Source organism: Serratia sp. CY83965, from assembly GCF_052166375.1.
Taxonomy (GTDB): Bacteria; Pseudomonadota; Gammaproteobacteria; order Enterobacterales; family Enterobacteriaceae; genus Serratia; species Serratia marcescens.
Genome location: NZ_JBJNOV010000011.1, coordinates 95,082 through 121,628 on the forward strand (window position 1 = coordinate 95,082; position 26,547 = coordinate 121,628).

Annotated in this window: 26 protein-coding genes and 1 tRNA gene; 21 read left to right on the forward strand and 6 right to left on the reverse strand. The window is 62.1% G+C overall.

The window, feature by feature from the left end:
• Positions 1–415 precede the first annotated feature (415 nt).
• From fdnG to selB, 8 genes are all read left to right on the forward strand, one after another.
• Complete coding sequence (gene fdnG, locus ACJ8PL_RS20195; protein WP_086013585.1) at positions 416–3,463, forward strand: formate dehydrogenase-N subunit alpha; 3,048 nt, start codon at positions 416–418, stop codon at positions 3,461–3,463.
• Positions 3,464–3,475: 12 nt separating this feature from the next.
• On the forward strand, positions 3,476–4,378 hold the full coding sequence (gene fdxH, locus ACJ8PL_RS20200; protein ID WP_004934014.1) for a formate dehydrogenase subunit beta: 903 nt from the start codon (positions 3,476–3,478) through the stop codon (positions 4,376–4,378).
• Positions 4,375–5,010: a formate dehydrogenase cytochrome b556 subunit gene (gene fdoI, locus ACJ8PL_RS20205; protein ID WP_004934017.1), complete on the forward strand. Its 636-nt coding sequence runs from the start codon at positions 4,375–4,377 to the stop codon at positions 5,008–5,010. The genes fdxH and fdoI overlap by 4 nt, the downstream gene beginning before the upstream one ends.
• On the forward strand, positions 5,010–5,939 hold the full coding sequence (fdhE, locus tag ACJ8PL_RS20210; RefSeq protein WP_033639080.1) for a formate dehydrogenase accessory protein FdhE: 930 nt from the start codon (positions 5,010–5,012) through the stop codon (positions 5,937–5,939). Before fdoI ends, fdhE begins: the two co-directional genes overlap by 1 nt.
• 114 nt (positions 5,940–6,053) lie before the next feature.
• Positions 6,054–6,704, forward strand: coding sequence for a DcrB-related protein (locus ACJ8PL_RS20215; protein ID WP_033639079.1), 651 nt, complete (start codon positions 6,054–6,056; stop codon positions 6,702–6,704).
• Positions 6,705–6,739: 35 nt separating this feature from the next.
• Positions 6,740–7,345, forward strand: a complete 606-nt coding sequence (locus ACJ8PL_RS20220) for a glutathione S-transferase (RefSeq protein ID WP_004934025.1) — start codon at positions 6,740–6,742, stop codon at positions 7,343–7,345.
• A gap of 67 nt (positions 7,346–7,412) precedes the next feature.
• Positions 7,413–8,807 carry an L-seryl-tRNA(Sec) selenium transferase gene (selA, locus tag ACJ8PL_RS20225; protein WP_239442350.1) on the forward strand — a complete coding sequence of 465 codons (1,395 nt, stop codon included), beginning with the start codon at positions 7,413–7,415 and terminating at the stop codon, positions 8,805–8,807.
• Positions 8,804–10,660 carry a selenocysteine-specific translation elongation factor gene (selB, locus tag ACJ8PL_RS20230; RefSeq protein ID WP_274985143.1) on the forward strand — a complete coding sequence of 619 codons (1,857 nt, stop codon included), beginning with the start codon at positions 8,804–8,806 and terminating at the stop codon, positions 10,658–10,660. Before selA ends, selB begins: the two co-directional genes overlap by 4 nt.
• Here the strand turns inward: selB and ACJ8PL_RS20235 are convergent.
• Entirely contained in the window at positions 10,650–11,561 is a 912-nt protein-coding gene (locus tag ACJ8PL_RS20235; protein ID WP_079450368.1) for a LysR family transcriptional regulator, read from the reverse strand. The two genes, selB and ACJ8PL_RS20235, sit on opposite strands and share 11 nt — an antisense overlap.
• 121 nt (positions 11,562–11,682) lie before the next feature.
• Between ACJ8PL_RS20235 and ACJ8PL_RS20240 the strand changes: the two genes are divergently transcribed.
• Positions 11,683–12,309 (forward strand): LysE family translocator, encoded by a 627-nt coding sequence (locus ACJ8PL_RS20240; protein ID WP_117287568.1) that lies wholly within the window; start codon positions 11,683–11,685, stop codon positions 12,307–12,309.
• 53 nt (positions 12,310–12,362) lie between these two features.
• On the opposite strand, the gene ACJ8PL_RS20245 is transcribed toward ACJ8PL_RS20240, so the two are convergent.
• The gene (locus ACJ8PL_RS20245) at positions 12,363–13,610 is read right to left on the reverse strand and encodes an MFS transporter (RefSeq protein ID WP_028127797.1); all 1,248 of its coding nucleotides are present in this window, start codon (positions 13,608–13,610) and stop codon (positions 12,363–12,365) included.
• Positions 13,611–13,827: 217 nt separating this feature from the next.
• Here ACJ8PL_RS20245 and ACJ8PL_RS20250 point away from each other — a divergent pair, with 217 nt between their 5' ends.
• Positions 13,828–14,820, forward strand: coding sequence for an acyltransferase (locus ACJ8PL_RS20250; RefSeq protein WP_049299610.1), 993 nt, complete (start codon positions 13,828–13,830; stop codon positions 14,818–14,820).
• Here ACJ8PL_RS20250 and ACJ8PL_RS20255 read toward each other — a convergent pair.
• The 3 genes from ACJ8PL_RS20255 to ACJ8PL_RS20265 form a co-directional block, all read right to left on the reverse strand.
• Positions 14,815–15,738 carry a GlxA family transcriptional regulator gene (locus ACJ8PL_RS20255; protein WP_049299609.1) on the reverse strand — a complete coding sequence of 308 codons (924 nt, stop codon included), beginning with the start codon at positions 15,736–15,738 and terminating at the stop codon, positions 14,815–14,817. The two genes, ACJ8PL_RS20250 and ACJ8PL_RS20255, sit on opposite strands and share 6 nt — an antisense overlap.
• A gap of 2 nt (positions 15,739–15,740) precedes the next feature.
• Complete coding sequence (locus ACJ8PL_RS20260) at positions 15,741–16,292, reverse strand: isochorismatase family protein (protein ID WP_442531342.1); 552 nt, start codon at positions 16,290–16,292, stop codon at positions 15,741–15,743.
• Positions 16,293–16,392: 100 nt separating this feature from the next.
• A complete protein-coding gene (locus ACJ8PL_RS20265) occupies positions 16,393–17,781 on the reverse strand; it encodes an amidohydrolase family protein (protein ID WP_164052290.1) in 1,389 nt (462 codons plus the stop codon).
• A 205-nt stretch (positions 17,782–17,986) separates the two neighbouring features.
• Between ACJ8PL_RS20265 and ACJ8PL_RS20270 the strand changes: the two genes are divergently transcribed.
• The gene (locus ACJ8PL_RS20270; protein WP_016929554.1) at positions 17,987–18,607 is read left to right on the forward strand and encodes a nucleotidyltransferase domain-containing protein; all 621 of its coding nucleotides are present in this window, start codon (positions 17,987–17,989) and stop codon (positions 18,605–18,607) included.
• Entirely contained in the window at positions 18,558–18,998 is a 441-nt protein-coding gene (locus tag ACJ8PL_RS20275; RefSeq protein WP_079452277.1) for a DNA-binding protein, read from the forward strand. The genes ACJ8PL_RS20270 and ACJ8PL_RS20275 overlap by 50 nt, the downstream gene beginning before the upstream one ends.
• 6 nt (positions 18,999–19,004) lie before the next feature.
• Here the strand turns inward: ACJ8PL_RS20275 and ACJ8PL_RS20280 are convergent, their stop codons facing one another.
• A complete protein-coding gene (locus ACJ8PL_RS20280) occupies positions 19,005–19,859 on the reverse strand; it encodes a LysR family transcriptional regulator (RefSeq protein WP_033639068.1) in 855 nt (284 codons plus the stop codon).
• A 126-nt stretch (positions 19,860–19,985) separates the two neighbouring features.
• On the opposite strand from ACJ8PL_RS20280, the gene ACJ8PL_RS20285 reads away from it, so the two are divergent.
• From ACJ8PL_RS20285 to ACJ8PL_RS20325, 9 genes are all read left to right on the forward strand, one after another.
• Positions 19,986–21,185, forward strand: a complete 1,200-nt coding sequence (locus tag ACJ8PL_RS20285) for a cyanate transporter (RefSeq protein WP_028128284.1) — start codon at positions 19,986–19,988, stop codon at positions 21,183–21,185.
• A gap of 75 nt (positions 21,186–21,260) precedes the next feature.
• Complete coding sequence (locus ACJ8PL_RS20290) at positions 21,261–22,604, forward strand: esterase-like activity of phytase family protein (protein ID WP_442531343.1); 1,344 nt, start codon at positions 21,261–21,263, stop codon at positions 22,602–22,604.
• Between the two features lie 98 nt (positions 22,605–22,702).
• A tRNA-Sec gene (locus ACJ8PL_RS20295) sits at positions 22,703–22,797 on the forward strand.
• Positions 22,798–22,959: 162 nt separating this feature from the next.
• Positions 22,960–24,135, forward strand: coding sequence for a tyrosine-type recombinase/integrase (locus ACJ8PL_RS20300; RefSeq protein WP_442531344.1), 1,176 nt, complete (start codon positions 22,960–22,962; stop codon positions 24,133–24,135).
• Between the two features lie 808 nt (positions 24,136–24,943).
• Positions 24,944–25,207, forward strand: coding sequence for a helix-turn-helix transcriptional regulator (locus ACJ8PL_RS20305; protein ID WP_289528275.1), 264 nt, complete (start codon positions 24,944–24,946; stop codon positions 25,205–25,207).
• Positions 25,207–25,419 carry a hypothetical protein gene (locus ACJ8PL_RS20310; protein WP_289528333.1) on the forward strand — a complete coding sequence of 71 codons (213 nt, stop codon included), beginning with the start codon at positions 25,207–25,209 and terminating at the stop codon, positions 25,417–25,419. Before ACJ8PL_RS20305 ends, ACJ8PL_RS20310 begins: the two co-directional genes overlap by 1 nt.
• Entirely contained in the window at positions 25,406–25,951 is a 546-nt protein-coding gene (locus ACJ8PL_RS20315; protein ID WP_289528277.1) for a host cell division inhibitor Icd-like protein, read from the forward strand. Before ACJ8PL_RS20310 ends, ACJ8PL_RS20315 begins: the two co-directional genes overlap by 14 nt.
• On the forward strand, positions 25,948–26,211 hold the full coding sequence (locus tag ACJ8PL_RS20320; RefSeq protein WP_043146645.1) for a hypothetical protein: 264 nt from the start codon (positions 25,948–25,950) through the stop codon (positions 26,209–26,211). The genes ACJ8PL_RS20315 and ACJ8PL_RS20320 overlap by 4 nt, the downstream gene beginning before the upstream one ends.
• Entirely contained in the window at positions 26,208–26,543 is a 336-nt protein-coding gene (locus ACJ8PL_RS20325) for a DUF5375 family protein (protein WP_289528280.1), read from the forward strand. Before ACJ8PL_RS20320 ends, ACJ8PL_RS20325 begins: the two co-directional genes overlap by 4 nt.
• The last annotated feature ends 4 nt before the right edge of the window (positions 26,544–26,547 follow it).

Consider the following 26,547-nt stretch of genomic DNA (forward strand, 5'->3'; position numbering starts at 1 on the left):
ATCATCATCTCCAGTGGTGTATGGGCGGCGCAAAGGGCGAGCACCGCGTAAGCAGTCGGATCATTATAGTTAATTAAATGATATTGAAAATGATTATCAATGCCCTGTGAATTGTGTGGTTAATGAACAAATCGTTGCGTTAACATGTTGATAGAAGAGGGCGCTGGGTGGCCGGTTCAAACCGTCGCCCCGGCACGTTGGTTACTCTCTATACTGTAGGGAGCGCCAACGTCGAAATGTATCGAAATGTGCCAATGCGTTCACTGAATGAGCACGAGTGTGTAACAACCACAAGCACGCTGTGGTAATATGGCCGGCGTTCGTAGCAAGCATAACAACAGTGACATTCGCGTTTGCCGCGCTAGCGGGCAGGCGCATTTGAACAATGTGACAATCGAGAGTAAAGGAGACCCCCATGCAGGTCAGCAGAAGGCAGTTCTTTAAGATCTGCGCTGGCGGTATGGCAGGAACGACGGTGGCCGCGCTGGGCTTTGCCCCCGAAGTGGCGTTGGCGGAAACCCGGCAGTACAAACTGCTGCGCGCCCGCGAGACCCGTAATACCTGTACGTATTGTTCCGTCGGCTGTGGGCTGTTGATGTACAGCCTTGGTGATGGCGCCAAAAACGCCAAAGAAAGCATTTTCCATATCGAAGGGGATCCGGATCACCCGGTAAACCGCGGCGCGCTTTGCCCGAAAGGCGCCGGCCTGGTTGACTTCATCCACAGCGAGAGCCGCCTCAAGTACCCGGAATACCGGGCGCCGGGGTCGGACAAATGGCAGCGCATCAGCTGGGACGACGCCTTTACCCGCATCGCCAAGCTGGTGAAAGAAGACCGTGACGCCAACTTCATCAAAACCAACGATCAGGGCGTTACCGTCAACCGTTGGCTGACCACCGGCATGCTGTGCGCTTCGGCCGCCAGCAACGAAACCGGTTTTCTGTCGCAAAAATTTAGTCGCGCTCTCGGCATGCTTGCCGTAGACAACCAGGCGCGTGTCTGACACGGACCAACGGTAGCAAGTCTTGCTCCAACATTTGGTCGCGGTGCGATGACCAACCACTGGGTTGATATCAAGAACGCGAATTTGATTATCGTCATGGGCGGTAATGCGGCGGAAGCGCATCCGGTGGGGTTCCGCTGGGCGATGGAAGCCAAAATACACAACAATGCCAAGCTGATCGTGATCGATCCGCGCTTTACCCGAACCGCGTCGGTGGCGGACTTCTACACGCCGATCCGCTCCGGGACCGACATCGCTTTCCTGTCGGGCGTGTTGCTGTATCTGATGACCAACAACAAGTTCAACCGCGAATACGTCGAGGCCTACACCAACGCCAGCCTGCTGGTGCGGGAAGACTTTGCCTTCGAAGACGGGTTGTTCAGCGGCTACGACGCGGAAAACCGCAAGTACGACAAAACCACCTGGAACTACCAGTTCGACGAGAACGGCTTCGCCAAGCGCGACGTCACGCTGCAGGATCCGCGCTGCGTGTGGAACCTGCTGAAACAGCACGTGAGCCGCTACACGCCTGACGTGGTGACCAACATCTGCGGCACGCCGAAGGACGATTTCCTCAAGGTGTGCGAATACATCGCCGAAACCTGCGTCGCGGATAAAACCGCATCGTTCCTGTACGCCCTGGGCTGGACTCAGCACTCGGTCGGCGCGCAGAACATCCGCACCATGGCGATGATCCAGCTGCTGCTCGGCAACATGGGCATGGCGGGCGGCGGCGTCAACGCGCTGCGCGGCCACTCCAACATCCAGGGGCTGACCGATCTCGGCCTGCTGTCGCAGAGCCTGCCGGGCTACTTGACGCTGCCGTCGGAGAAACAGACCGATCTCGACACCTACCTGAAGGCCAACACGCCGAAGGCGCTGCTGCCGGGCCAGGTGAACTACTGGGGCAACTACCCGAAATTCTTCGTCAGCATGATGAAGACCTTCTACGGCGACAAGGCGCAGAAGGACAACAGCTGGGGCTTTGACTGGTTGCCGAAGTGGGACAAAGGCTACGACGTGCTGCAGTACTTCGAGATGATGGCGCAGGGCAAGGTCAACGGCTACTTCTGCCAGGGCTTTAACCCGGTGGCGTCGTTCCCGAACAAAAACAAGGTGGTGGCTTCGCTGTCCAAGCTGAAGTTCCTGGTGACCATCGATCCGTTGAACACCGAGACTTCCAACTTCTGGCAGAACCACGGCGAGTTCAACGAGGTGGATCCTTCGCAGATCCAGACCGAAGTGTTCCGCTTGCCGTCCACCTGCTTCGCCGAAGAGAACGGCTCGATCGTCAACTCCGGCCGCTGGCTGCAGTGGCACTGGAAAGGCGCGGACGCCCCGGGCGAAGCGCTGAACGACGGCGAGATCCTGGCGGGCATCTTCAGCCGCCTGCGCGAGATGTATGCGCGCGACGGCGGCGCGGTGCCTGAGCAGGTGCTGAACATGACCTGGGACTACCTGACGCCGGACAACCCGGCGCCGGAAGAGGTGGCGCAGGAGAACAACGGCAAGGCGCTGGCGGATCTGCTGGATGCCGACGGCAAAGTGCTGGTGAAAAAAGGCGAGCTGCTCAGCTCGTTCGCGCAGTTGCGCGACGACGGCACCACCGCCAGCGGTTGCTGGATCTTCGCCGGCAGCTGGACGCCGGCCGGCAACCAGATGGCGCGGCGCGACAACGCCGATCCGTCCGGCCTCGGCAATACGCTGGGCTGGGCCTGGGCATGGCCGCTCAACCGCCGCATTCTGTACAACCGCGCCTCGGCGGATCCGCAGGGCAAACCGTGGGATCCGAAACGCCAACTGCTGGAGTGGGACGGCGCCAAGTGGGTCGGGGCCGATATCCCGGACTACAGCACCGCTGCGCCGGGCAGCGACGTCGGGCCGTTCATCATGCAGCCGGAAGGCATGGGCCGCCTGTTCGCCACCGACAAGATGGCGGAAGGGCCGTTCCCTGAACACTACGAGCCGTTCGAAACGCCGCTCGGCACCAACCCGCTGCACCCGAACGTGGTGTCCAACCCGGCGGCGCGCGTGTTCAAGGACGATCTGGCGGCGATGGGCAAATCCGACAAGTTCCCTTACGTCGGCACCACCTATCGTCTGACCGAGCACTTCCACTACTGGACCAAGCACGCGCGGCTGAACGCCATCGCCCAGCCGGAGCAGTTCGTGGAGATCGGCGAAAAGCTGGCGGAGAAGAAGGGCATCAAGCAGGGCGATACCGTGAAAGTCAGCTCCAACCGCGGCTACATCAAGGCCAAGGCGGTGGTGACCAAGCGTATTCGCACGCTGCAGGTGCACGGCCAGGAAGTCGACACCATCGGCATCCCGATCCACTGGGGTTACGAAGGGGTGGCGAAGAAAGGCTTTATCGCCAACACGCTGACGCCGTTCGTCGGCGACGCCAATACGCAAACGCCGGAGTTCAAGGCGTTCCTGGTCAACGTGGAAAAGGTGTAACGGAGACGAATTATGGCCATGCAATCTCAAGACATCATTCGTAAATCCGCCACCAATGGTTTCACGCCGGCGCCGCGCGCCCGTGACCACCAGGAAGAAGTGGCCAAACTGATCGATGTCACCACCTGTATCGGCTGCAAGGCCTGTCAGGTGGCCTGTTCCGAATGGAACGACATCCGCGACGAAGTGGGGCACAACGTCGGGGTGTACGATAACCCCGCCGATCTGACCGCCAAGTCGTGGACGGTGATGCGCTTCTCCGAGGTGGAGGAAAACGGCAAGCTGGAATGGCTGATCCGCAAGGACGGCTGCATGCACTGCGCCGATCCGGGCTGCCTGAAGGCCTGCCCGTCGGAAGGCGCGATCATTCAGTACGCCAACGGCATCGTCGACTTCCAGTCCGAGCACTGCATCGGCTGCGGCTACTGCATCGCCGGCTGCCCGTTCGACGTGCCGCGCATGAACAAGGACGACAACCGGGTGTACAAGTGCACCCTGTGCGTCGACCGCGTGGACGTCGGCCAGGAACCGGCCTGCGTGAAAACCTGCCCGACCGGCGCCATTCACTTCGGCACCAAGGAAGCGATGAAGCAGGTGGCGGCAGATCGCGTCAGCGAGCTGAACACCCGCGGCTACCAGAACGCCGGTCTGTACGATCCGGCGGGGGTGGGCGGCACGCACGTGATGTACGTGTTGCACCACGCCGACAAACCGCAGCTGTACCACGGTTTGCCGGACAACCCGAGCATCAGCCCGGCGGTGACCTTCTGGAAGGGCGTGTGGAAACCCCTGGCGGCCATCGGTTTTGCCGCCACCTTCGCGGCCAGCGTGTTCCACTATGTCGGCGTCGGGCCTAACCGCGTCGAGGATGAGGACGAGCACGACGAGTCGCACGACGAGGAGACGCGCAAATGAGAAAGGAAAAGCCCATTCAGCGTTACAGCGCGCCGGAGCGCATCAACCACTGGATCGTGGCGTTCTGTTTCGTGTTCGCCGCCATCAGCGGGCTGGGGTTCTTCTTCCCCTCCTTCAACTGGCTGATGAACATCTTCGGGACGCCGCAGCTGGCGCGCATTCTGCACCCGTTTGTCGGGGTGATCATGTTTGCCGCGTTCCTGCTGATGTTCCTGCGCTACTGGAAGCATAACCTGATCAACCGGGAAGATATCGTCTGGGCCAAGAACATCCACAAAATCGCCATGAACGAGGAAGTGGGTGATACCGGGCGCTATAATTTCGGCCAGAAGTGCGTGTTCTGGGCGGCGATTATCAGCCTGGTGCTGCTGCTGGCCAGCGGCGTGGTGATCTGGCGGCCGTATTTTGCGCCGTCGTTCTCCATCCCGCTGATCCGCATCGCGCTGCTGGTGCATTCGCTGGCCGCGGTCGGCCTTATCATCGTGATTATGGTGCACATTTACGCCGCATTGTGGGTAAAAGGCACCATTACCGCGATGGTGGAAGGCTGGGTGCCGGCGGCCTGGGCCAAGAAACATCATCCGCGCTGGTACCGTGAGGTCCGCGAGAAACGACAGGAAGATAAACCCTGATGAGTATCCGCATCGTTCCTAAAGAGCAGTTAGGGGCACAGCGTGAGAAGTCCACAACGGCGGAGAACATCCCGCCGTTACTTTTCGCCAACCTGAAAAGCCTGTACAGCCGCCGCGCCGATCGTCTGCGTCAGCTGGCGGTCGACAATCCGCTGGGCGACTACCTGAACTTCGCCGCCGAGCTGGCGCAGGCGCAGCAGCATGCGCTGCACGATAACCCGCTGCAGCTCGATCTGAGCGAAGCGCTGGCGCAGGGCGCCGCCAGCGGCAAACCGCCGCTCGATCTGAGCGTTTTCCCGCGCAGCGAGCACTGGCGCAAGCTGCTGACGTCGCTGATCGCCGAGCTGCGCCCGCAGGCGCCGGAGCATATCCTGGCGGTGCTGGACAACCTGGAGAAGGCCTCGGCGCACGAGCTGGAGCTGATGGCCGACGCCTTGCTCAACCGCGAGTTCGGCAAGGTGGGCAGTGAAAAGGCGCCGTTCCTCTGGGCCGCGCTGTCGCTCTATTGGGCGCAGATGGCCAGCCTGATCCCTGGCAAGGCGCGCGCCGAATACGGCGAGCAGCGTCAGTTCTGCCCGGTGTGCGGCAGCATCCCGGTCTCCAGCATGGTGCACATCGGCACGGTCAACGGCCTGCGCTATCTGCACTGCAACCTGTGCGAAAGCGAATGGCATGTGGTGCGGGTGAAGTGCAGCAACTGCGAGCAGACCCGCGATCTCAACTATTGGTCGCTGGACAGCGAACAGGCGGCGGTGAAGGCGGAAAGCTGCGGCGACTGCGGCACTTACCTGAAAATCCTCTATCAGGAAAAAGACCCGCAGGTCGAAGCGGTGGCCGACGATCTGGCTTCGTTGGTGCTGGACGCTCGTATGGAAGAAGAAGGCTTCGGCCGCAGCAGCATCAATCCGTTCCTGTTCCCGGCGGAGTAACCGCCCGGCCCCGTTCGCGCGGGGCCGGACCAGCAATTTCAGCACGGGCTTCTGGCAATCGCCCGGGCGAGTTGCTACGTTTAGGCCATAACGCGCCAAGCGAAAGGAACCACGATGTTAAACACCCTGGCAAAACTGACCGCGGTCGCCGTGTTGGCGATCGGACTGGCGGCCTGCGACAACAAGGACGACACCAAACCGGCGGTGCCGCCACCCGACACCAAACCGACCGTGACGCAGCCCGCGCCACCGCCGCCGCCTGCGCCGGTAGAAACCCCGCCCGCGCCGCCGGGGCTGAACGTGTCGCTGCAGAAGGGCAAGATCACCTTCGAGCTGCCGCCGGGCTTTAGCGATCAAACGCTGAACAGCGGCATCATCAACGACAGCACCTCCACCATCCAGCGCTTTCTTGACGGCAAGTCGCGCCAGAGCGCAGTTTCGTCCGAAGTGATCCCGCCGGACGGCATGAAGCTCAATACCAGCGACAAAATGCTGAAAGAGCTGACGCAGAGCGCCATCACGGTGCTGGCCGAACGCTATCAGAATATCCAGACCACCAAAGAAGAGAACTTCAGCGTCGGCAAACAGAAGTTTCGCCGGGTGGATACCGAACAGACCGTCAACGGGCAAAAGGTGGTCTCCACCCTGGTGTTGACGGTGTTCAACAAGCGGGTGGTAACGTTGCAAATGCTGTCGCCGGCCAAAACGCCGGAAGTGCATCAGGCGCTGGTGCAGCGGATTATCGATACCCTGGCGGTGAAGTAAGGACGCCGCGGCCAGGACGAAGCGGAGGAGACCGGATGAAGCTTATCGGCAGTTACACCAGCCCCTTTGTGCGCAAGATTTCCGTGATGCTGCTGGAGAAGGGGATTGCGTTCGAATTCGTCAACGATCCGCCGTATGAGCCCGGCAGCCGGGTGAAGGAGCTGAACCCGCTCGCCAAGGTGCCGGTGCTGATCGCCGATGACGGCGAGGTGTTTTACGACTCGCCGGTGGTGGCCGAATACCTCGAGCTGCTGGCGGTGGAGCCGGCGTTTTTGCCGGCCGAACGCGCCGCCGCGTTGCGCGTTCGGCAGGTGGCGGCGTTGGCGGACGGCGTGACCGAAGCGGCGGCGACCCTGTTTCGCGAAAGCCGGCGCGCGCCGGAAAAACAGGACGAAAACTGGATGCTGCGCCAGCGTGACAAGCTGACGCAGGGCCTGGACGCACTGGAGGCGCTGGCGCGGGAAAAAACGTGGCTCAATGCCGAGCGGCTGACGCTGGCGGATATCGCCACCGGCTGCGCGCTGGGCTACCTCAATTTCCGCCGCATCCTGCCCAACTGGTGCGTCGAGCGCCCGACGCTGGTCAAGCTGGCCGAACGCCTGTTCGCCCGCGAAAGTTTCGCCCGCACTGCGCCACCTTGAGTTTTTTTCTCCCCGCCGCGGCGGGGTTTTGCTATGCCGATACGTCTAAATTGAAAACCGAGCGACCATGAGCACTGAATCCCACCTTCTTTACAGTCAACTGCCCGCCATCGACCGTCTGCTGCGTGAACCCGCGATTGAACCGCTGGTGGCGCAGCATGGCCAGACGCTGATCGGTGAACTGTTGCGCCGGCTGCAGGCCCAGGCGCGCGACGCGATCAAGCAACAGCAACGCTTGCCGGCCTGGTGCGGCGACTGGCCGCAGGCGCTGCGGGCCGAGCTGGCCCGGCAGCAACGCCCGGCGTTATTGCCGGTGTTCAACCTCAGCGGCACCGTGCTGCACACCAACCTCGGGCGCGCCCTGCTGGCGCAGCCGGTGAAGGATGCGGTGAGCGCGGTGATGGGGGAGGCGGTGACGCTGGAGTACGATCTGGACGGTGCCGGGCGCGGCCATCGCGATCGGGCGGTGGCGGATCTGCTGTGCCGGCTGACCGGCGCGGAGGACGCCTGCATCGTCAATAACAACGCGGCGGCGGTGCTGCTGATGCTGGCGGCGATCGCCCCCGGCAAAGAGGTGGTGGTGTCGCGCGGCGAGCTGGTGGAAATCGGCGGCGCGTTCCGCATTCCCGACGTGATGCGCCAGGCCGGCTGTCAATTGGTGGAGGTCGGCACCACCAACCGCACCCATCTGAAGGATTACCGCCAGGCCATCAATGAGCAGACTGGCCTGTTAATGAAAGTGCACACCAGCAACTACAGCATTCAGGGCTTCACCGCGGCGGTCGACGAGGCCGAACTGGCGCAGCTCGGGGCCGAACAGGGCGTGCCGACCGCCACCGATCTGGGCAGCGGCTCGCTCATCGATATGGCGCAGTACGGACTGCCCGCCGAACCGATGCCGCAGCGGTTGCTGGCCGCCGGCGTCGATCTGGTGACGTTCTCCGGCGATAAGCTGCTGGGCGGCCCGCAAGCCGGCATCATCGTCGGCAAAAAGGCGCTGATCGCGCGCCTGCAGCAGCACCCGCTCAAGCGCGCGCTGCGCGTCGGCAAGCTGACGCTGGCGGCCCTGGAGGCCACGCTGCGGCTTTATTTGCAGCCGGAAAAACTGGCTGAGCAACTGCCGACGCTGCGGCTGCTGACCCGCCCGCAGCAGGAGATGCAACAGGCGGCCGAGCGGCTGCTGGCGGCGCTGGCGCCGCGGTTCACCGCCGATTTCGAGCTGCGCGCCGAACCGTGCTGGTCGCAGATTGGCAGCGGTTCGCTGCCGGTGGATCGCCTGCCCAGCTATGCGCTGACCTTCACGCCGCGCGACGGCCGCGGCGCCACGCTGGAAGCGCTGGCGGAACGCTGGCGCCGCCTGCCGCAGCCGGTGATCGGCCGCCTCGGCGACGGCCGGCTGTGGCTGGATCTGCGCTGTCTGGAACAGGAAGGGGCGCTGATCGACGCGCTGAGCGCATCATGATCATCGCCACCGCCGGCCATGTCGATCATGGCAAAACCACCCTGCTGCAGGCGATCTCCGGGATCAACGCGGATCGCCTGCCGGAAGAAAAGCGCCGCGGCATGACTATCGATCTGGGCTACGCCTACTGGCCGCAGCCGGACGGCCGGGTGCTGGGCTTTATCGACGTGCCCGGCCACGAGAAATTCCTCGCCAATATGCTGGCGGGCGTCGGCGGTATCGACCATGCGCTGCTGGTGGTGGCCTGCGACGACGGCGTGATGGCGCAGACCCGCGAGCATCTGGCGATCCTGCGCCTGAGCGGGCGCCCGGCGCTGACGGTGGCGCTGACCAAGGCCGACCGGGTGGAGGCGGCGCGGGTCGATGAGGTATGCCGCCAGGTGCGCGACGAGCTGGCGCGTCAGGGCTGGCCCGATGCGCCGCTGTTCGTGACCGCAGCGGCGGCGGGAGTGGGCATCGAGGCGCTGCGCGCGCATTTGCTGGCGTTGTCGCCCGGCGAGCATGCGCTGACGCGCCGTTTTCGTCTGGCGGTAGACCGCGCGTTCAGCGTCAAAGGGGCGGGGCTGGTGGTGACCGGCACCGCGCTCGGCGGCCGGGTGAAGGTGGGGGATACGCTGTGGCTGACCGGCGCCGATGCACCGGTGCGGGTGCGCGGCCTGCATGCCCAGAATCAGACCGTGGAACACGCGCAGGCCGGGCAGCGCATCGCGCTTAACATCAGCGGCGATGTCGATAAAGAGCGGATCGCGCGCGGCGATTGGCTGCTGGCGCAGCGTCCGCCCGAAGCGGCGGAACGCATTCTGGTGGCGCTGGAAACGGATCGGCCGATCCGCCATTGGCAGCCGCTGCATCTGCACCATGCCGCCAGCCACATCACCGGGCGTATTTCGTTGCTGAACGACGGGCTGGCGGAACTGATCCTCGATCGCCCGCTGTGGTTGGCACAGAACGATCGGCTGGTGCTGCGCGATATCGGCGCGCGGCAAACGCTGGGCGCGGCCCGGGTGCTCAAACTGAATGCGCCCAAGCGCGGTAAGCGTCAGCCGGACTATCTGGCATGGCTGCAGGCCTTGGCGCAGGCGCAAGACGATGCGCAGGCGCTGGCGCTTGAGTTGCCGCACGGCGCGCTGTCGCTGGCGGCGTTCGCCTGGGCGCGACAATTGACGGACGATGGCCTGAACGAGCTGTTGGCGAACGGCGATCTGCTGATCGTCGGTGACCGGGCGCTGGCGCAGGATCAGGTGCAACGGGCGGAAAGCCGCCTGCTGCAGGTGCTGACGGACTATCACCAACAGCACGCCGATCAGCTGGGCTTAGGGCGCGCCCGCCTGCGGCGCATGGCTCTGCCTCAGCAGCCGGAGGCGTTGGTGTTTATGATGATCGATCGGTTGCTGAAGGCCGGCGCGCTGCGCAATACGCGCGGCTGGCTGCACCTGCCGGAACACGGCCTGGCGTTCAGCGCCGAAGAGGCGCCGCTGTGGGCGCGCATCGAACCGCTGTTCGGCGACGAGCCGTGGTGGGTGCGCGATTTGGCGAGCGAACTGGGCGAGGAAGAGAGCCGGGTGCGCGCGCTGCTGCGCAAGGCGGCTCAGCTGGGCCATGTGACGGCGGTGGTGGTGGATCGCTACTACCTCAGCCGACGCATCGATCAGTTCGCGGCGCTGATCCGCGAGCTGGACGCGGAGCGCGGTGGCGCCAACGCCGCCGATTTCCGCGATCGGCTCGGCGTCGGGCGCAAGCTGGCGATCCAGGTGCTGGAGTTCTTCGATCGCAGCGGCTTTACCCGCCGCAAGGGCAACGAGCATCTGCTGCGCGACGGCGGGCTGTTCGGTAGCGAGTCCCCTACCCGATAAACCTGACGGCGGCCCGGCTGACGTCGGGCGTTTGGGCGGTGAGAAACGCCTGTAAACGTTCGATCAGCGGCCGTTTCGCCGATTCTTCCGGCCAAACCAGATAGTAACCGTCGCCGGTGCGCACGGCGACGTCACAAGGCAGCGCCAATAATCCCTCCTCAATCGTCCGCAGGCTCAGCGCCAGATCGCCGATCGAGACGCCGTGCCCGGCGATGGCCGCCGCGTTGCCCTGTTCCAGCGAATCAAATACCTGGCCGCGCGTGAGATCGATCGGGGCCGCGATGCCGCTTTTTTGCAGCCAGCGCCGCCAGTCGCGCCGATCGGGCGACGGGTGGATCAGCGGGCAGGCGGCGAGATCCCGCTGGCCGTCGGCGAGCAGCGCGGGGGCGCAAATCGGGATCAGCCATTCGTCGAACAGCCTGGCGGCGGCGGTGTTGGCGCCAAAATGGCCGTTGCCGAGCAGGATGGCGCAGTCGTAGGGTTCGCTGAAAAAATCCACGCTGTCGATGTCCATCCAGACGCTGGCTGCCTGCACCTCGAACGCCTGCGCCGTTTGCCGGAATCGGCTCAGGCAGTCCAGCAGCCAGCGCAGGGTCAGGGTGGAGGGCGCCTTCAGCCGCAGCAGATCGCGGTGGCTTCTGAACAGCTCGCAGGCTTGCTCGATGCGGCCAAACCCTTGCTGCAGCTCGGCGGCGAAGATTTTCCCCTGCGGCGTGACCTCGATACGCGGGCCGTTGCGCTGGAACAGCCGGCAGCCGAAGTGCTGCTCCAGCGTTTTGATGTGCTTGCTGACGGCGCTCGGGGTGAGATGCAGCTCCTCGGCGGCCAGCGTGAACGAGCCGGTGCGGGCGGCGCTTTCGAAGGCGCGCAGGGCGTAAAGCGGCGGAAGGGAACTGGCCATCGCGGCGTCTCTCAGGATGAGTCTGATTCACAGTAAACGACAGGATTACTCCTTTTTCAAGGCGGGGGCGGCGGCATGATAATGGCGCGACGCCAACTGACTGAATGTGAGTGAAATAAAGATGAACCTGTCGTTGCTGGCGGCGTATTGCGCCGCCATTTTCTTGCTGATCGCCACGCCGGGGCCGGTGGTGGTGATGGTCGCCAACACCGCGGCGCGCTTTGGCGCCCGGCGCGCGCTGTTGACCGCGCTGGGCAGCAACGGGGCCTCCTTGTTGCTGATCGGCATCGCCGCGCTGGTTGTCACCGGGCTGTTCGCGGTGGATATGCGCTTGCTGCAGTGGGCAGGCCTGCTGGGTTGCCTGTTTATCGGCCGCATGGCGATCGTCTCGCTGTATGAGGATTTATCCGCGCGATCCCCCGATGCGCTGCCCGCTGCGCCGCCGCAAAAACGCTCGGCGATCCTGAACGGTTTTCTGGTGGGGATCGCCAACCCCAAAGACATCATTTTCTTCGTCGCCTTTTTTCCGCAGTTCATCGCCGTCACCCCCTCGATCGGCGCCAGCCTGACGCTGCTGACCGCGCTGTGGGTGCTGGCGGACTTCGCCATTTTGCTGGCCTATATCACCCTGCTGTCGGGAACGGCGCTGCAGCGCGCGCGACGGGCGATCTCCGTTCTGTCGGCGTTGCTGTTGTTGGCGGTGGCGATGGTGGGAACGGGGTATGCACTGTGGGGGCTGCTCGGCTGAAGCCGCATAAAAAACGCCGGTCGGGAAACCGGACCGGCGTTTTATCGTCGCGTTTACACCGCGCCGTTCGGCTGCGGCGTGGGGTCGCCGTTGCGGCGTTTGCCGAGGAACAGCGCCACCAGCGTCAGCCAGCACAGGCCGCTGATGAGGTTGAACAGGTTGAACAGCCCGCTGCCGCCCCAGACGTAGGCGACCTTGGCCAGCTCGATGCCGACGGTGAACACCATCATGCTCAGCATGCCCATAGTGGCCGACACCGTGCCTTTGCTGACATTGCTGGAGAACAGCGTCAGGCGGTACAGCCCGGCGTTGGCGAGGCCGATGCCGAAAGCGTACAGGCTCAGGCCGGCGGTCATCCACAGGTAGGCGTGGCTGGAGAACTGGGTCGCCAGCGCGGCGATCAGCAGCCCCAGCAGCATCGGGCCCGCGCCCAGCTTGATCAGGCGCTCCACGCTGTTTTTGCCGGTCAGGCGCGCCAGCGTCAGGTTGCCGAGGATCAGCGCGCCGAACACCGGGATTTGCAGCAGGCCGTAATCCAGCGTCGACAGCGACTCACCGCTGATCAGGATCACCGGCGACTGGGCGATCCAGGCCAGCAGCGGCAGGCTGGCGAAACCGATCGCCAGGGCCCCGCACAGGAAGCGGCGGTTGCCCAGCACCTGGCGGTAGTCGCGCCATAGGTTGGCGGCGGAAAACGCCTCGCCCTGCAGCGTGGCGGTTTCCGGCATGGCTTTCCACAGGCCGTAGAAGGCGATGGCCGCCAGCGCCGCAAACAGCACGAACATGCTTTGCCACGGCGCGACGTGGATCAGCGCCGCGCCGGCCAGCGGCCCCAGCAGCGGGGCGATCAGCGCCACGTTGGCCATCAGGGCGGTGATCTTGATGCACACCGCCTCCTCGAACGACTCCTGGATCGTGGCGTAGCCGACCGCGCCGATAAAGCACAGGCCGATGCCCTGCAGGAAACGCATGGCGATAAACTGCTCGATGGTGGTGACCAGCAGGATCGCCAGGCAGGAGACGATAAAGAACGCCACCCCGGCCAGCATCACCGGACGACGGCCGCGGCGATCCGACAGCGGCCCGAGCAGCCACTGCAGGAAGATGCCGCCGGCCAGATAGGCGGTCATCGAGGTAGGCACCCACTCTTCGCCGGCGTTGAAATCCGCCACGACGGCCAGCATGCCCGGCTGAATCATATCGTTGCCGATATAGGTGGCGAACTCGAACAGCACCAGACAAAGAGGGAATAAAAGCGCCTGTCGGCCCAAACGTGCCGCAGGTGGTAATGTCGTTTTCATATTATTGTACTGATAGTAAAAGAGAAAAAGGAACTGCCAGGGCGGGAAGCGCAAACTGAGCGAGTTGTGGCGGCTATTTTGCCGCCAATTGTTCACCTTCGCAATCATAAGGTGTTGTTTAAGTGCATTCTGATATTTCGCTTTTGGGTTGTCGCCGAACGCCGTGCCCGATAACCTCTTCTTAACATATCAATATGACACAAGATCGGGCGAGCGTTTGAGCGAGAAAATCGGCTGGATAGACAACCTGCGGGCGATGGCGTGCATGATGGTGGTGATGATCCACGCCACCACCTATTACGTCACCAACGGCGCGGCGATAGGGCTGCACAACTGGGATATCGCCAACGTGCTGAACTCGCTGTCGCGCGTGTCGGTGCCGCTGTTCTTTATGATTTCCGGCTACCTGTTCTTCGGCGAAAAGAGCGCCGGCCGGCGGCATTTCACCCGCATCGCCTGCTGCATTCTGTTCTACAGCGCCATCGCGCTGATCTACATCGCGGCCTTCACCAAGATCGGTTTCTGGCCGTCGCTGCGCGGCATTTTGCAAAAGCCGGTGTTCTATCATCTGTGGTTTTTCTACGCCATTGCAGTGATTTACCTGCTGTCGCCGCTGATCAGCGTCAAACCGGTGTCGCGCCGCTACCTGGCCGCCGCGCTGGTGGTGTTGGCGGCGATCGCCAACCCGAATACCGACAAGCTGACTTTCGGCAACGCGCATCTGCTGCCGGTTAACCTGTATATCTACGGCGATACCTTCTACTACCTGCTGTATGCGTTGGCCGGGCGGGCGATTGGCATGATGGAGACGCGCGGGCGCGCCGTGGGCTGGCTGGCGGCGTTGGGATTTGCGCTGTGCGTGGCGCTGATCGCGCGCGGCACCAAACATCAGCTGTTCATCAACGGCAACTTCGCCGATACCTACTACATCTACAGCGGCCCGCTGGTGTTTATGGCGGCAGTGGCGCTGCTGGTGTGGGTGAAACACTGTCTGCCGCAGCCGATCGGCTGGCTGAGCGCGTTTTCCCGCCATTCGCTGGCGATTTACGGTTTTCACGCCCTGATCGTCAACGTGATGCGCAATCGGCACCTGGATTTCACCGGCCACCCGCTGCTGGATATCTTCTGGGTGTTCGGCGTGGCGCTGGGGCTCAGCCTGCTGCTGTCTGTCGGCCTGCAGCGGCTGGATACCCGCCGGCTGGTGTCATAGCGGCGAGCGCTGGCGCTGCTGGGCGCGGCGCAGCTGCCGCCCGGAGGAAAAACCGGCCGCCAGCGCGGCCTTCTCCAAGCCATATCCTTGCTGCAGGCGCTGTTGCGCCACCGCCAACCGCAGCTGTTCATGATATTCCCGTACGCTGATGCCGACGTGGCTGCGAAACAGCCGCGCCAGATGGCGGCTGCTGACGTGCGCCTTCTCCGCTATCTGCGGCACCGACCAGTCGGCCTCCGGCTCGGCGGCCATCACGTCCTGCGCGCGGTGCACCGCCGGGTGCAGGTGGTTGCGGTAACGCAGCCAGGGCGACAGCTGCGGATCGTCGCCGGCGCGGCGGAAATAGACCACCATGTCGCGGGCGACGTCGCGCGCCCGGCCGGAGCCGCAGTGGCGGTGGACCAGGTGCAGCGCCAAATCGATGCCGGTGGTGATGCCCGCGCTGGTGTAGACGCCGCGGTCTTCAACGAAGATGCGGTTCTCTTTCACCTGCGCCGCCGGCGCCTGCCGGCGGATACGCTCGATAACGTCGTGGTGGGTGGTGCACTGATAGCCGTCGAGCAACCCGGCCTGCGCCGCCAGCAGCGCGCCGGAACAGATGCACACCAGGGTGATGCGCTGTCGCTGCAGATCGGGCCGCAGCGTCGCCAGCCAGCGACGCGCCTGCTCGGCCTCTTCCCCGGCGAAATAGCGCTGCGAATCGCCGACCCCCGGCAGCACCAGGATAGCGCCGTCGTCCAGGCGTTCGGGCAACGGCTGCAGGCCGCTCAGCGTCATGCCGATGGAACAGACGATCTGCGGCGCCGGGCTGAGATAACGCAGGCTGAACTGCCCGGCGAGGCGCAGGGTTTCCGCCGGGCCGCTGACGTCCAGCGACAGCACGTTGGGCAACAGCAGAAAATAGACGGCCTGCGACATGATTACTCCTGTGCGAGTTGCGCCAGCGCCTCATCCACGCTGGCGATGCGGGCGAAACGATCGACCAGTACGGTTTCAGTATGCCGCTTCAACTGCGCGGGGGTAAAGACTTCGCCGTCGGGATGGCGCATCGGGAAGGTCAGCGTCGCCTCGGTGACGAAAGTCACCCGATAACCGAGATCGGACGCCACCCGGGTGGTGGTTTCGCAGCACTGTTCGGTACGGATGCCGGAGACGATCAGGTGGGTGATGTCCCGCTCGCGCAGCCAGGCGTCGAGGCCGGATTCGGTCAGCGCATTGTGCACATGCTTATGCACGGTGACATCCGCCTGGTGGGTGAGGAACGGCAGGCGCTGCACGTGGCCTGAAGCCAGTGAGAACGGCCCCTGCGGCGAGACGTGCAGCACGTCGACCAGCGCCGCGCCGCGTTGTCGGCAGCCCGCGATCAGGCGGGTCAGAGTCTGTTGAAACGCCGGCAGATCGTCCTCCTGCCAGAATGGACGGTGCTGGAATGATTGCTGGACATCGATGATCAATAACGCGCTCTGTGACATTTTCGGCCCTCCGCCAGTGTGTGTAGCGACCATCTTGCGCCGCACCTTACTCGGACAGAAGGCCAAAAACGGCCATCATGATGACAACAGCGGACCGACCTTAGGCTTTGCTCACCTGACCGGCCACCAGGCGCCCCCGATGGAAGGTGGCGCTGCGCGCCGGCAGACGGGCGACCGCCTCGGCGGAACAGCTGGCGTTGACCAGCACGAACTCGGCGGCGTCGCCGGCTTTCGGCCAGGCGCGCTGCCCCTTATCGTCCAGCGGCAGCACGCCGCCGGTGGAGATGGCCATGGCGCGCGACAGGTGATACTCGTCGGAGCCGCGGTACAGCTGGGCGTACAGGTTGGCCTTCTCCAGGATGTCGCCGGTGCCGAACGGCGACCAGTGATCGATTACGCTGTCGGTGCCGGTCATCACGAACACCCCTTTCTCGCTGAGCTGCGGCAGCGGCATCATCAGGCCGCCGATCGGCACCGTGGAGGCGATGGTGATCTGCTGCGCCGCCAGCCGGGTGGCGGTTTCCGCCAGTTCGCCCGGCGTCAGCGTGGTCAGGGCGAAAGCGTGGCTGATGGTGACCTTGCCGCGCAGCGCCGGGTTTTTCTCCACGGTGGCGATCATGTAGTTGATGGCGGCGACCCCGGCCGGGCTGGTTTCATGCAGGTGGATATCCACGCCTTTGCCGGTATCAAGGGCGATCTGGAACATGGCGTCGAGCGATTTCTCCATCGCGCCGTCGACGTTGGTCGGATCCAGCCCGCCGACGTACTCTACGCCCATCTGCATCGCTTCGCGCATCAGCGCGTCGACCCTGGAGTGCAACAGGCCGTGCTGCGGGAAGGCGACGATTTCACAGCTGAAGTCCGCCCGGTGGTTTTCCAGCGCGCGCTGCAGGTGCTCCAGGCTTTTCAGGCCGCTGACCGGATCGATATTGCAGTGGCTGCGCGCCACGGTGCTGCCTTTGGACTGCAGCAGGGCAATCAGGTTTTCCGCCCGCTGCTGCGAGGTGGGCAGCAGTTTCGGGATCAGCGTCTGCTCCAGCGCGATCATGTCCATGATAGTTTTGCCCTGGCGCGGGCGCGGCGCCTGCCACGGGCCGCTGTAGAAGGTTTTGTCCAGGTGGATGTGCATATCGCGGAACGCCGGCAGCAGCAGCTGGCCCTGCGCCTTATAGCGGGGCACGCCGGCGGGCAACGCGGCGTTGGCGGCGTGAATGGCGGCGATCTTGCCGTCTTTGATCTCCAGGGTGTACAGCGCGGTGCGGGTGCCGATCACCGTTTCGCCGTCGTATTCAAAGCCGTCTTCCAGCCGCACCTCACTCAGGCAGTAGTGGCGATCGGTCAGGGTCATCGGCGTTGGCGCACACGGCTCGCCGCCAGGCGAAGCGGCCTGCGCCATGCCGCCTGTCAGGCCGATCACCGCGCAGGCGGTGGTGAGTTTGCCGGTTTGGCTGAGGAAGGCTCTGCGGCCCGGTTGCTGAGGGTTTTCCACGTTCGGTTCCTTAATCCAGAGGTGAGGGGTGAAAACATCCTCCAATTTAGGAGAGGAACCGGCCGGTTGGCAGCGACATTTGCCACTGGTGACTATTCGATTTGGTAATGACCGGCGTGCGCCGGGGCAAGGATTTTCCTGGCTTGCTCTTTCGTAGCTTTAATGGCTACATTTGTAGCCATTAAAGCTACATGAGGTTAGCGTTATGCACGATCCGATGCTCGAGTTGCTGTTCAGCGAATACCGTAGAAAAGTGCTAAGCCTGCTGTTTATTGAAGCCGGGCGTGCGTTTCATGTGCGAGAAATTGCGCGGCGCACCGCAACTCAGGCCGGCACTTTACATAAAGAGTTGAGCAGGTTGGCGGAGAGCGGCATCTTGCTCAGGCAGCGGCAGGGCAACCAAATTTGCTATCAGGCCAACGCCGATTGCCTGATTTTCCCTGAGCTGGCGGCGATTTTCCGCAAGGTTTGCGGGCCGGCGGAGTGCTTAAGGCAGACATTGGCAGCGTTTGGCGAAGCTATTGAACGCGCTTTTATTTTTGGTTCTGTCGCCAGTGGCAAAGCGACGGCGGCCAGTGATATCGATGTTCTGATTGTCGGCAAACTGTCTTTTGCGGAGGTGATTCAGGCGGTTTACCCGCTGCAGGCAACGCTGGGTCGGGAAATTAACCCCAAACTGTACTCGCCAGAAGAGTGGCGAGCGGCTTTGGCCGAGAACTCCGCGTTTATACAGGACATTATGCAGAAACCCCAACTTTGGATTGCGGGAGACAAGGATGACGCTGGACAATCTGGTCGGGCTGGGACTGGAGGTGATAACGCCTGACGCGGGGGCGATTAAAAAATTGCTGGCCGCCGCCGCTCGCAATCGACGCGATGCGGGTATCACTCAGCTCAGCAATGAGAGCCGTTTCGACACGGCATATAAAGCGGTCATGCAAATGGCGAATGCCGCTTTGCAAGCCAAAGGATACCGCACGCTGACCAGCAAACCCGGCCATCACCAGATCATGATCCCATCGTTGCCGCTCACCGTAGGGCTGCCGCGAGAGGCAATGATCTGCCTGGATGCATTGCGAAAACAGCGCAACGTGGCGGATTATTCCGGCGACTTGGTGACGGACGCGGCGGTACAGGCTTGCCTTGAGCAGACAGAAGCGCTGTGGGTACGGATTATCGACTGGCTGCAGCACGAACATCCGCAGATAGTGGCGTAAGCTGCCTTACTTCAGCCCGCAAAACACCGTTAGCCGCTGGGCCAGCGCCAGCGTGGCGGCAGGGGCGCCGTCGCGGTAGTAGAGCGCCAGTTCGAAGCTGTCTATCGGCGGCAATCCTTCGGCTCCGCCCAGCACCCGGTGCGTCGGCAAACGGCAGCCGGCCGGCAGCAGGGTGACGCCCAGCCCGGCGGCCGAAGCGGCGGTCAGCGCCGCCAGGCTGGCGCTGCTGTAGCCGATGCGCCAGCGTTTGCCGAGGTTGTCGAGCGCCTGGCACAGCTCGTCGCGGTACAGGCCGTTCAGTGGAAATACCGCCAGCGGCACCGGCGATTGCTCGATGGCCGGGAAGGCCAGGCTGTCCAGCCACAGCAGCGGTTCCGGCCGCGCGGCGCGCGGCGGTTGCCGGCGGCGCTGTTTCACCAGGATCAGATCCAGCTCTTCACGCGCGTAGGCGCTGTGCAGATCGGCGCTCAGGCCGCTGGCGACGTCCAGCCGCAGGTGCGGGTGCTCGCGGCTGAAGTCGGCCAGCAGTTCGGTGGTGGGCACGGCGAAATCCTCCGGCATGCCGATCCGCAGCACGCCGTCGCGCCAGATGCCGGTCAGCGCGTCATGGGCTTCTTCATTCAGCGCGATAATGCGGCGCGCGTAGCTCAACAGCTTGACGCCTTCTTCGGTCAGCAGCACCTGGTGCGAGGAACGCTCAAACAGCGGCTTGCCCAGCATCTCTTCCAGCCGGCGCACCTGCTGGCTGACGGTGGACTGCGACAAAAACACCCGTTCTGCGGCGCGGGTGAAGCTGTTGCTGTCGCACACGGCGACGAAGCTGAGCAGCAGCTGCGGATTGAACATCGGGTAGCGATTCATTTTCCCACTGTTGGCTATTTTATTATTTAATTTCCCAATACTAGCGGCGTTGCCTACAGTAACGCAACGCTGCGGCGATCGCGCTGTGACGCCGCACTCTTCATTTCGCAGTACCAGGAATATGCCGTGTTAAATCATTCTGTTAATTCACCTTCCCCGCGCCGCTGGCTCAACCCTCTGTTGCTGGCGCTGGTGTTGATCGGCCTGAACATGCGGCCGCTGTTGACCTCGATCGGCCCGTTGCTGCCGACGCTGCGTCAGGCCACCGGGCTGAGCTTTGGCGGCGCGGCGCTGCTGACCACGCTGCCGGTGCTGATGATGGGGCTGATGGCGCTGGCGGGCGGCGCCATCAATCGGCTGTTCAGCGAACGCAGCGCCGTGACGTTGAGCCTGCTGGCGATCGGGCTGGGCGCGCTTTGGCGCGAACTGGCCCCCGGCAGCGTGCAACTGCTGATGAGCGCGGTGCTGGGCGGGCTCGGCATCGGGGTGATCCAGGCGGTGATGCCCGGCATCATCAAGCATCACTTCCTTAAAAGCATGGCGCTGGTGGCCGGGCTGTGGTCGGCGGCGCTGATGGGCGGCGGCGGGCTGGGGGCGGCGATCACCCCGTGGCTGATGAGCGCGGGGCACGACTGGCACAGCGCGCTGGCCTGGTGGGCGTTGCCGGCCCTGGTGGCGCTAGTGGCCTGGTGGCCGGTCAGTCGGGGGCTGTCTCGCCTGGGCGCGGCGGGAGAACACCGCGGCCCAAGCCTGCTGCGCAACCGGCGCGCTTGGCTGCTCGGCGCCTATTTCGGCCTGATCAACGGCGGCTATACCAGCCTGATCGCCTGGCTGCCGCCGTATTACATGCAGCTTGGCTGGCAGCCGCAGGCCAGCGGTTCGCTGCTGGCGCTGATGACGTTCGGCCAGGTATTGGGCGCGTTGCTGCTGCCGGCGCTGGCGCGCAATCATGACCGGCGGCCGCTGCTGTTGCTGGCGCTGATGATGCAGCTGATCGGCTTTATCGGCCTGATTTATCTGCCGCAGACGTTGCCGTGGCTGTGGGTGTTGCTTTCCGGGCTGGGGCTGGGCGGCGCGTTCCCGCTTTGCCTGGTGCTGGCGCTCGATCACCTGCACCAGCCGGCGGCGGCAGGGCGGCTGGTGGCCTTCATGCAGGGCGTCGGCTTCCTGCTGGCGGGCGTCACGCCTTACCTTTCCGGCCTACTGCGCGATTACAGCGGCGGCTTCGTGCTGGACTGGCAGATCCACGCGCTGCTGGTGGTGGTGCTGATCGCCATCACCTGGCGCTTCCACCCGCACAGCTATCGGCGGGCGTTCGCCGAATAATATTTCTGTCATTGCCGCTCCCTATAGTGACGTTGCTTTTACTTCTGGGCGATAACAACGAAAAGGAACAATGACATGCACAACACCAAAACCCGGCTGGCGCTGCTGGTCGGCTGCATGGCGCTGAGCGCCAACCTGTGGGCCGAGGCGCAGCCGGTGCAGGCGACGCTGGCGGGGCATGCGCTGCTGCCGGTGAAATCCGCCGTTTCCACACCGAAGGATGCGCCGAGCGATTTGCAGCAGAGCGGCAAATACACCAGCGGCAAACGCGTCACCGAGCTGGGCAGCGTGGCGGGCAAATCCGCCGATCGCCTGACCGGCATCGGCCTGCCGATCAACGGCCAACCGCTGCAGGGCCACTCCGGCATCAAACATATGCCCGACGGCACCTACTGGGTGCTGACCGACAACGGTTTCGGCAGCAAGGCCAACTCCCCGGACGCCATGCTGTACCTCAACCACTACAAAATCGATTTCAAAGACGGCACGGTCGCGCCGCTGAAGACGGTGTTCCTGCACGATCCGGATAAAAAGGTGCCGTTCCACATCATCAACGAGAGCACTGAGCAGCGCTATCTGACCGGCAGCGATTTCGATCCGGAAAGCTTCCAGTTTGCCGATGATGCCTTGTGGATCGGTGAAGAGTTCGGGCCTTACCTGATCAAGGCCGACCTGAACGGCAAGGTGCTGGCGGTGTTCGACACCCAGGTGGACGGCAAGGTGGTGAAATCGCCGGACAACCCGACGCTGACCCTGCCGGGCGCGCCGGACGGCAAGCAAAACTTCCAGGTGGCGCGTTCCAAAGGCTTTGAAGGCATGGCCGCCTCGCCGGACGGCAGCAAGCTGTACCCGCTGCTGGAAGGGGCGCTGTGGGATGGCGAACAGTTCGAGAACGTCGGCGGCAAACGCTACCTGCGGGTGTTGGAGTTCGACGTCAAACAGCAGGCCTGGACCGGCCGCAGCTGGCAGTACGTGCAGGAAGACAACCAGAACGCCATCGGCGATTTCAACATGATCGACGCCACCCACGGGCTGGTGATTGAGCGCGACAACGGCGAAGGCACGCCGGATAAAGCCTGCGCCGCCGGCGCGCCAACCGACAACTGCTTCAGCCAGGTGGCCAAGTTCAAGCGGGTGTATAAAATCGCCTTCTCGGACGCCAACGTCGGCAAACCGGTCGAGAAACTGGGTTATATCGACCTGATGAACATTCAGGATCCGAACAAGCTGGCGCGCAAGCCGCTGAACGACGGCGTGCTGACCTTCCCGTTCTTCACTATCGAGAACGTGGACGTGGTGGACGCCAACCACATCATCGTCGGCAACGACAACAACTTCCCGTTTTCCTCCAGCCGCCAGCCCAATATGGCGGATGACAACGAGTTCATCCTGTTGGACGTGAAGGATTTCCTGAAGTAGCTCCCCCCGGCCGCCGAATCGCCGGCGGCCGCCATTTCCCGCTTAGCGCAGCGAACAAACTGCGCTATAATCAGCGCCTTGCTTCTTCTCTTCTCCAAGGAAGATCCTCGTCCCCGGTGGGGCGGCCGGACTTCAAATCCGGTTGGGGCCGCCAGCGGTCCTGGGCAGGTTCGACTCCTGTGATCTTCCGCCAAAGCTTGTCCGAGTAGCTCCTGAAAAGTCCATTAAAATGCATAAAATCAATTGATTATATGGTTTCTTTGTCCGCTGGAGTCCGTGTATAACCGTCTGAATCCGAGATAAATGTGTATAATGGTGCGTATAACATTTTTATACACAGAATCCACTTATACACATGCTTCTAACTGACATACAAATTCGACGTTCCAAACCGCAGGAAAAACCCTACACCCTCAACGACGGCCAAGGCCTGTCCCTTCTTATCAATACGGATGGGAGTAAAGGTTGGCGTTTTCGATATCGCTATGCCGGAAAAGCCAAGCTGATGTCCTTTGGTACCTACCCATTGATAACGCTGGCTGAGGCGCGAGAAAAGCGCGGAGAGGCTCGCAAGCAGGTTGCTAATGGCATTGACCCTGTAGCCGAGAAAAAGGCGCAAAAGCTCGCTCAGAAGCTTTCTGTCGAGAACTCTTTTGAAGCGATTAGCCGTGAATGGCACACGAACAAGGCTGACCGGTGGACTCTAGCCTACAGGGAAGAAATCATGCGCACCTTTGAGCAGGATGTGTTTCCGTATGTTGGTCAACGCCCCATTGCCGAGATTAAGCCGTTAGAGTTGCTGGAAGTGCTACGGCGCATTGAGAAGCGTGGGGCATTGGAGAAGACCCGTAAGGTACGCCAGCGCTGCGGAGAGGTCTTCCGCTACGCAATTATTACTGGCAGGGCGGAGTATAACCCAGCCCCAGATCTCGCCAGCGCGCTAGCCGTTCCCAAACAAAAGCACCATCCATTCCTTTCGGCCGAGGAACTACCTTACTTTGTTAAGGATTTGGAAGGATATACCGGCAGCATCATCACTAAGAATGCAGCGAAGATCGTTATGCTGACCGGCGTGCGCACGCAAGAAATGCGCTTTGCCACGTGGGAAGAGATCGATCTTGAGCGTGCCATCTGGGAGATCCCCGCAGCACGCATGAAAATGCGCCGCCCCCATATAGTGCCGCTCTCTACTCAGGTGATTGAGCTGTTTAAACAGCTTCAACCGATCACCGGTCACTATCCTTACATTTTCATTGGACGAAACAACCGTAGAAAGCCTATAAGTAAAGAAAGCGTGAATCAGGTGATTGAGCTGCTGGGATATAAAGGGAGAGCCACTGGACATGGTTTTAGACATACGATGTCTACTATCCTGCATGAACGGGGGTTTGAGTCTGCATGGATAGAGATGCAGCTTGCCCACGTGGACAAGAACGGTATTCGCGGTACCTACAACCATGCGCAGTACCTTGAGAAACGCCGTGAGATGCTGCAATGGTACGCCGATTTTATCTCGGGCCTTGCTCGCTAGAAAATGCTGCCAATAAATCGTTAAAACCCCTTGGCGCGCAATGCTACCCCCGCCTCGCCTGCCCGCTTTATGTGTCGATTTTCATGCAGGTGCATGAGGGGCCGCAGGCCGCGTCGCTGCTGGTGCGGCAGGGGGTAAAAAATGCATTTTCTTACATGCAAAATCATGCACCTTATCCATGCACGCGTTATTTGGCACCCGCTAGCCAGGAAAAAGGCTGTTTTCGGGGGAAGGATAGGGAGGAGGTAGCGTGATGGAAGTGGACCTGATTATCCAATCAGGACGAGGTCCGTAATGAAGCTTTTGTGCCTCCGGTGTGAGCCTATTGTATTTTTCCCGCCAGCGTTTTCGTTGTGCAGCCGCCTCAGATATTGACTGCAAAATCACTTTTGCGATTTTAGTTCTTCTCTAAACTCTTCACTACTATTCATAAAAGTAAAAAAGATAGCTAAATCAATAGAAAAAATGGTGGTTAGTGAATTTTTAACTCATCACCCGGTGTTCACTACTGCTCACTCGGCTAAAAAGGGCCTTTTCTCTGGCTAGCCTGGGGTTGTGCCTGTACGCCTGTTTCTGCCTATTAATAAACGGCTATTCATGGCTCGTTCATTTCTTTGAGTTTGCCAAGGTTTGCCAATAAAGGTCAATATTAACCTATATGCCCATTTGATTGAAAAACAAACTAAAAAGCTCTCCCACCACACAACAACGCCTTGTTGCCACCCTGGTAAATATTCACATAATAGGGTGCTACCGAAGTTCACACAGTCCCGGCCAGCGTTGGCCGGACACAAAGAGGTAGCGTTTTATGTTGACCGTTTCCACTCCCACCCCATCCACCCCGTCGCCGGTGCTTCAGAACGGCTACACCCCGCGCGAGCGCTTTATCCGCCTGCCCGAAGTGCTTTACACCACCGGTCTGTCCCGCTCCACCGTGTACGAGATGATGAGTCGCCGACAGTTCCCGGCTCAGGTCTCCCTCGGCGGTAAAAATGTTGCCTGGCTGGCCTCTGAGGTCGAACTATGGATGGACGAACGTATTGCCAACCGTCATCAGGGGAGCGCCAAGTGATGCAGTTAATCCTCGGTCGGCACAGTTTTACCCTGAGCGACAATGACGCAATGTTTATCGCGGAAGCTATCCTGTTACAGCGTAAAGAGCCTGGCATCGTCTTGCCGGAGCACCGCAGCGAAAAACACAATGTTATTCGTCTGACGAACCGGCAAGCCGAACAGCGTCAGTTCTGCGTTGGTAATGTGGTTGATCACAATGCGATCGATTGAACGTCCGGGGGCGTCTTACGGCTTGCTCCCACGTCCGGCCTTGCGCTATAGTCCTCCCGCTGCCGCAAAATCGGCAGCCGGGCGTAGGAACCCGTGTTACTTATTGGCGACACAACACGCGCCAGGCGTGTTTTTTTATGTCGTGGCCTTAGTGCGCTCATTTTTTGCGCGGTGGATGTTATGCTATCGCAGCAGTCAATCAATGGTGGCTCAGGCGGGGCAGCCTTCGGGCTGGCCGGTTTCCAATAAGGCCGGTATTCCTACCCCCGTCTGGGCTACCACCCATAAGTGTAGGAACTTCGGTGGTAGCAATAACCAATACTTATTGGAGGCTGCCACCATGGCTACGACCCTCACCCCGACTCTCCCGACATTCTGCTTCCTGTTTGCGGCCGTACGCCGCTCTGCGCTGACGGCGTCACCGCGCATCGTACGTACCGTGGCGGATTCTGAGCACAACGCTCGCCGCCTGCTGGCCCGTGATTATGTGTTGTCCTTTGCCGGTCGTCTGCCGGTTAAGGCAGCAGCATGAACACCCTGGCCGACCGCTACTACCGCGATACCCATTACCCTATCCCGCACGCCGATTTTCTGCGTCTCCAGCATGCGCACGCCACCGGCGTGCTGTTCCTCGACCTGCTGGACACCCTCGACCTCGGCGGGCAGCGCCCCGATGCCACGCAACAGGCGTCGTTTGCCTCGGTCATTGCCCTGCTGACCGACCAGCTCGGCCACGTCGTCAACACCTGTGAATCCCAAATCCTTGCCCGCATGGAGGCCACCGCCGCATGAACACTGCATCCTGTTTACCGATTGAAGTCCGCACCGCCGTTTTCCGTCGCGCCGTGGCGCAAGCCTATCTGGATACCTGCGCCTTTTACCGGGTGAGCCTGGGTTACACGCTGGACGAACTGCAGATGACGATTGCCCTGCGTCTGGAAGGGCTCTTTGTGCGTCAGTACGGCGCAGAGGATGGCATGGACATGGCATGCACGATGTTGAGCGACATGGTGCAGCCGGATGTTCTGGTGGCCGCGCCGCGCCTGACCGCGCTCGGGCAAAAGATGATGGACGAGCTGTGCTGCGAGCGCCTGTCGGCAGCGCAGAGCGCCACCGTACACTGAGGAG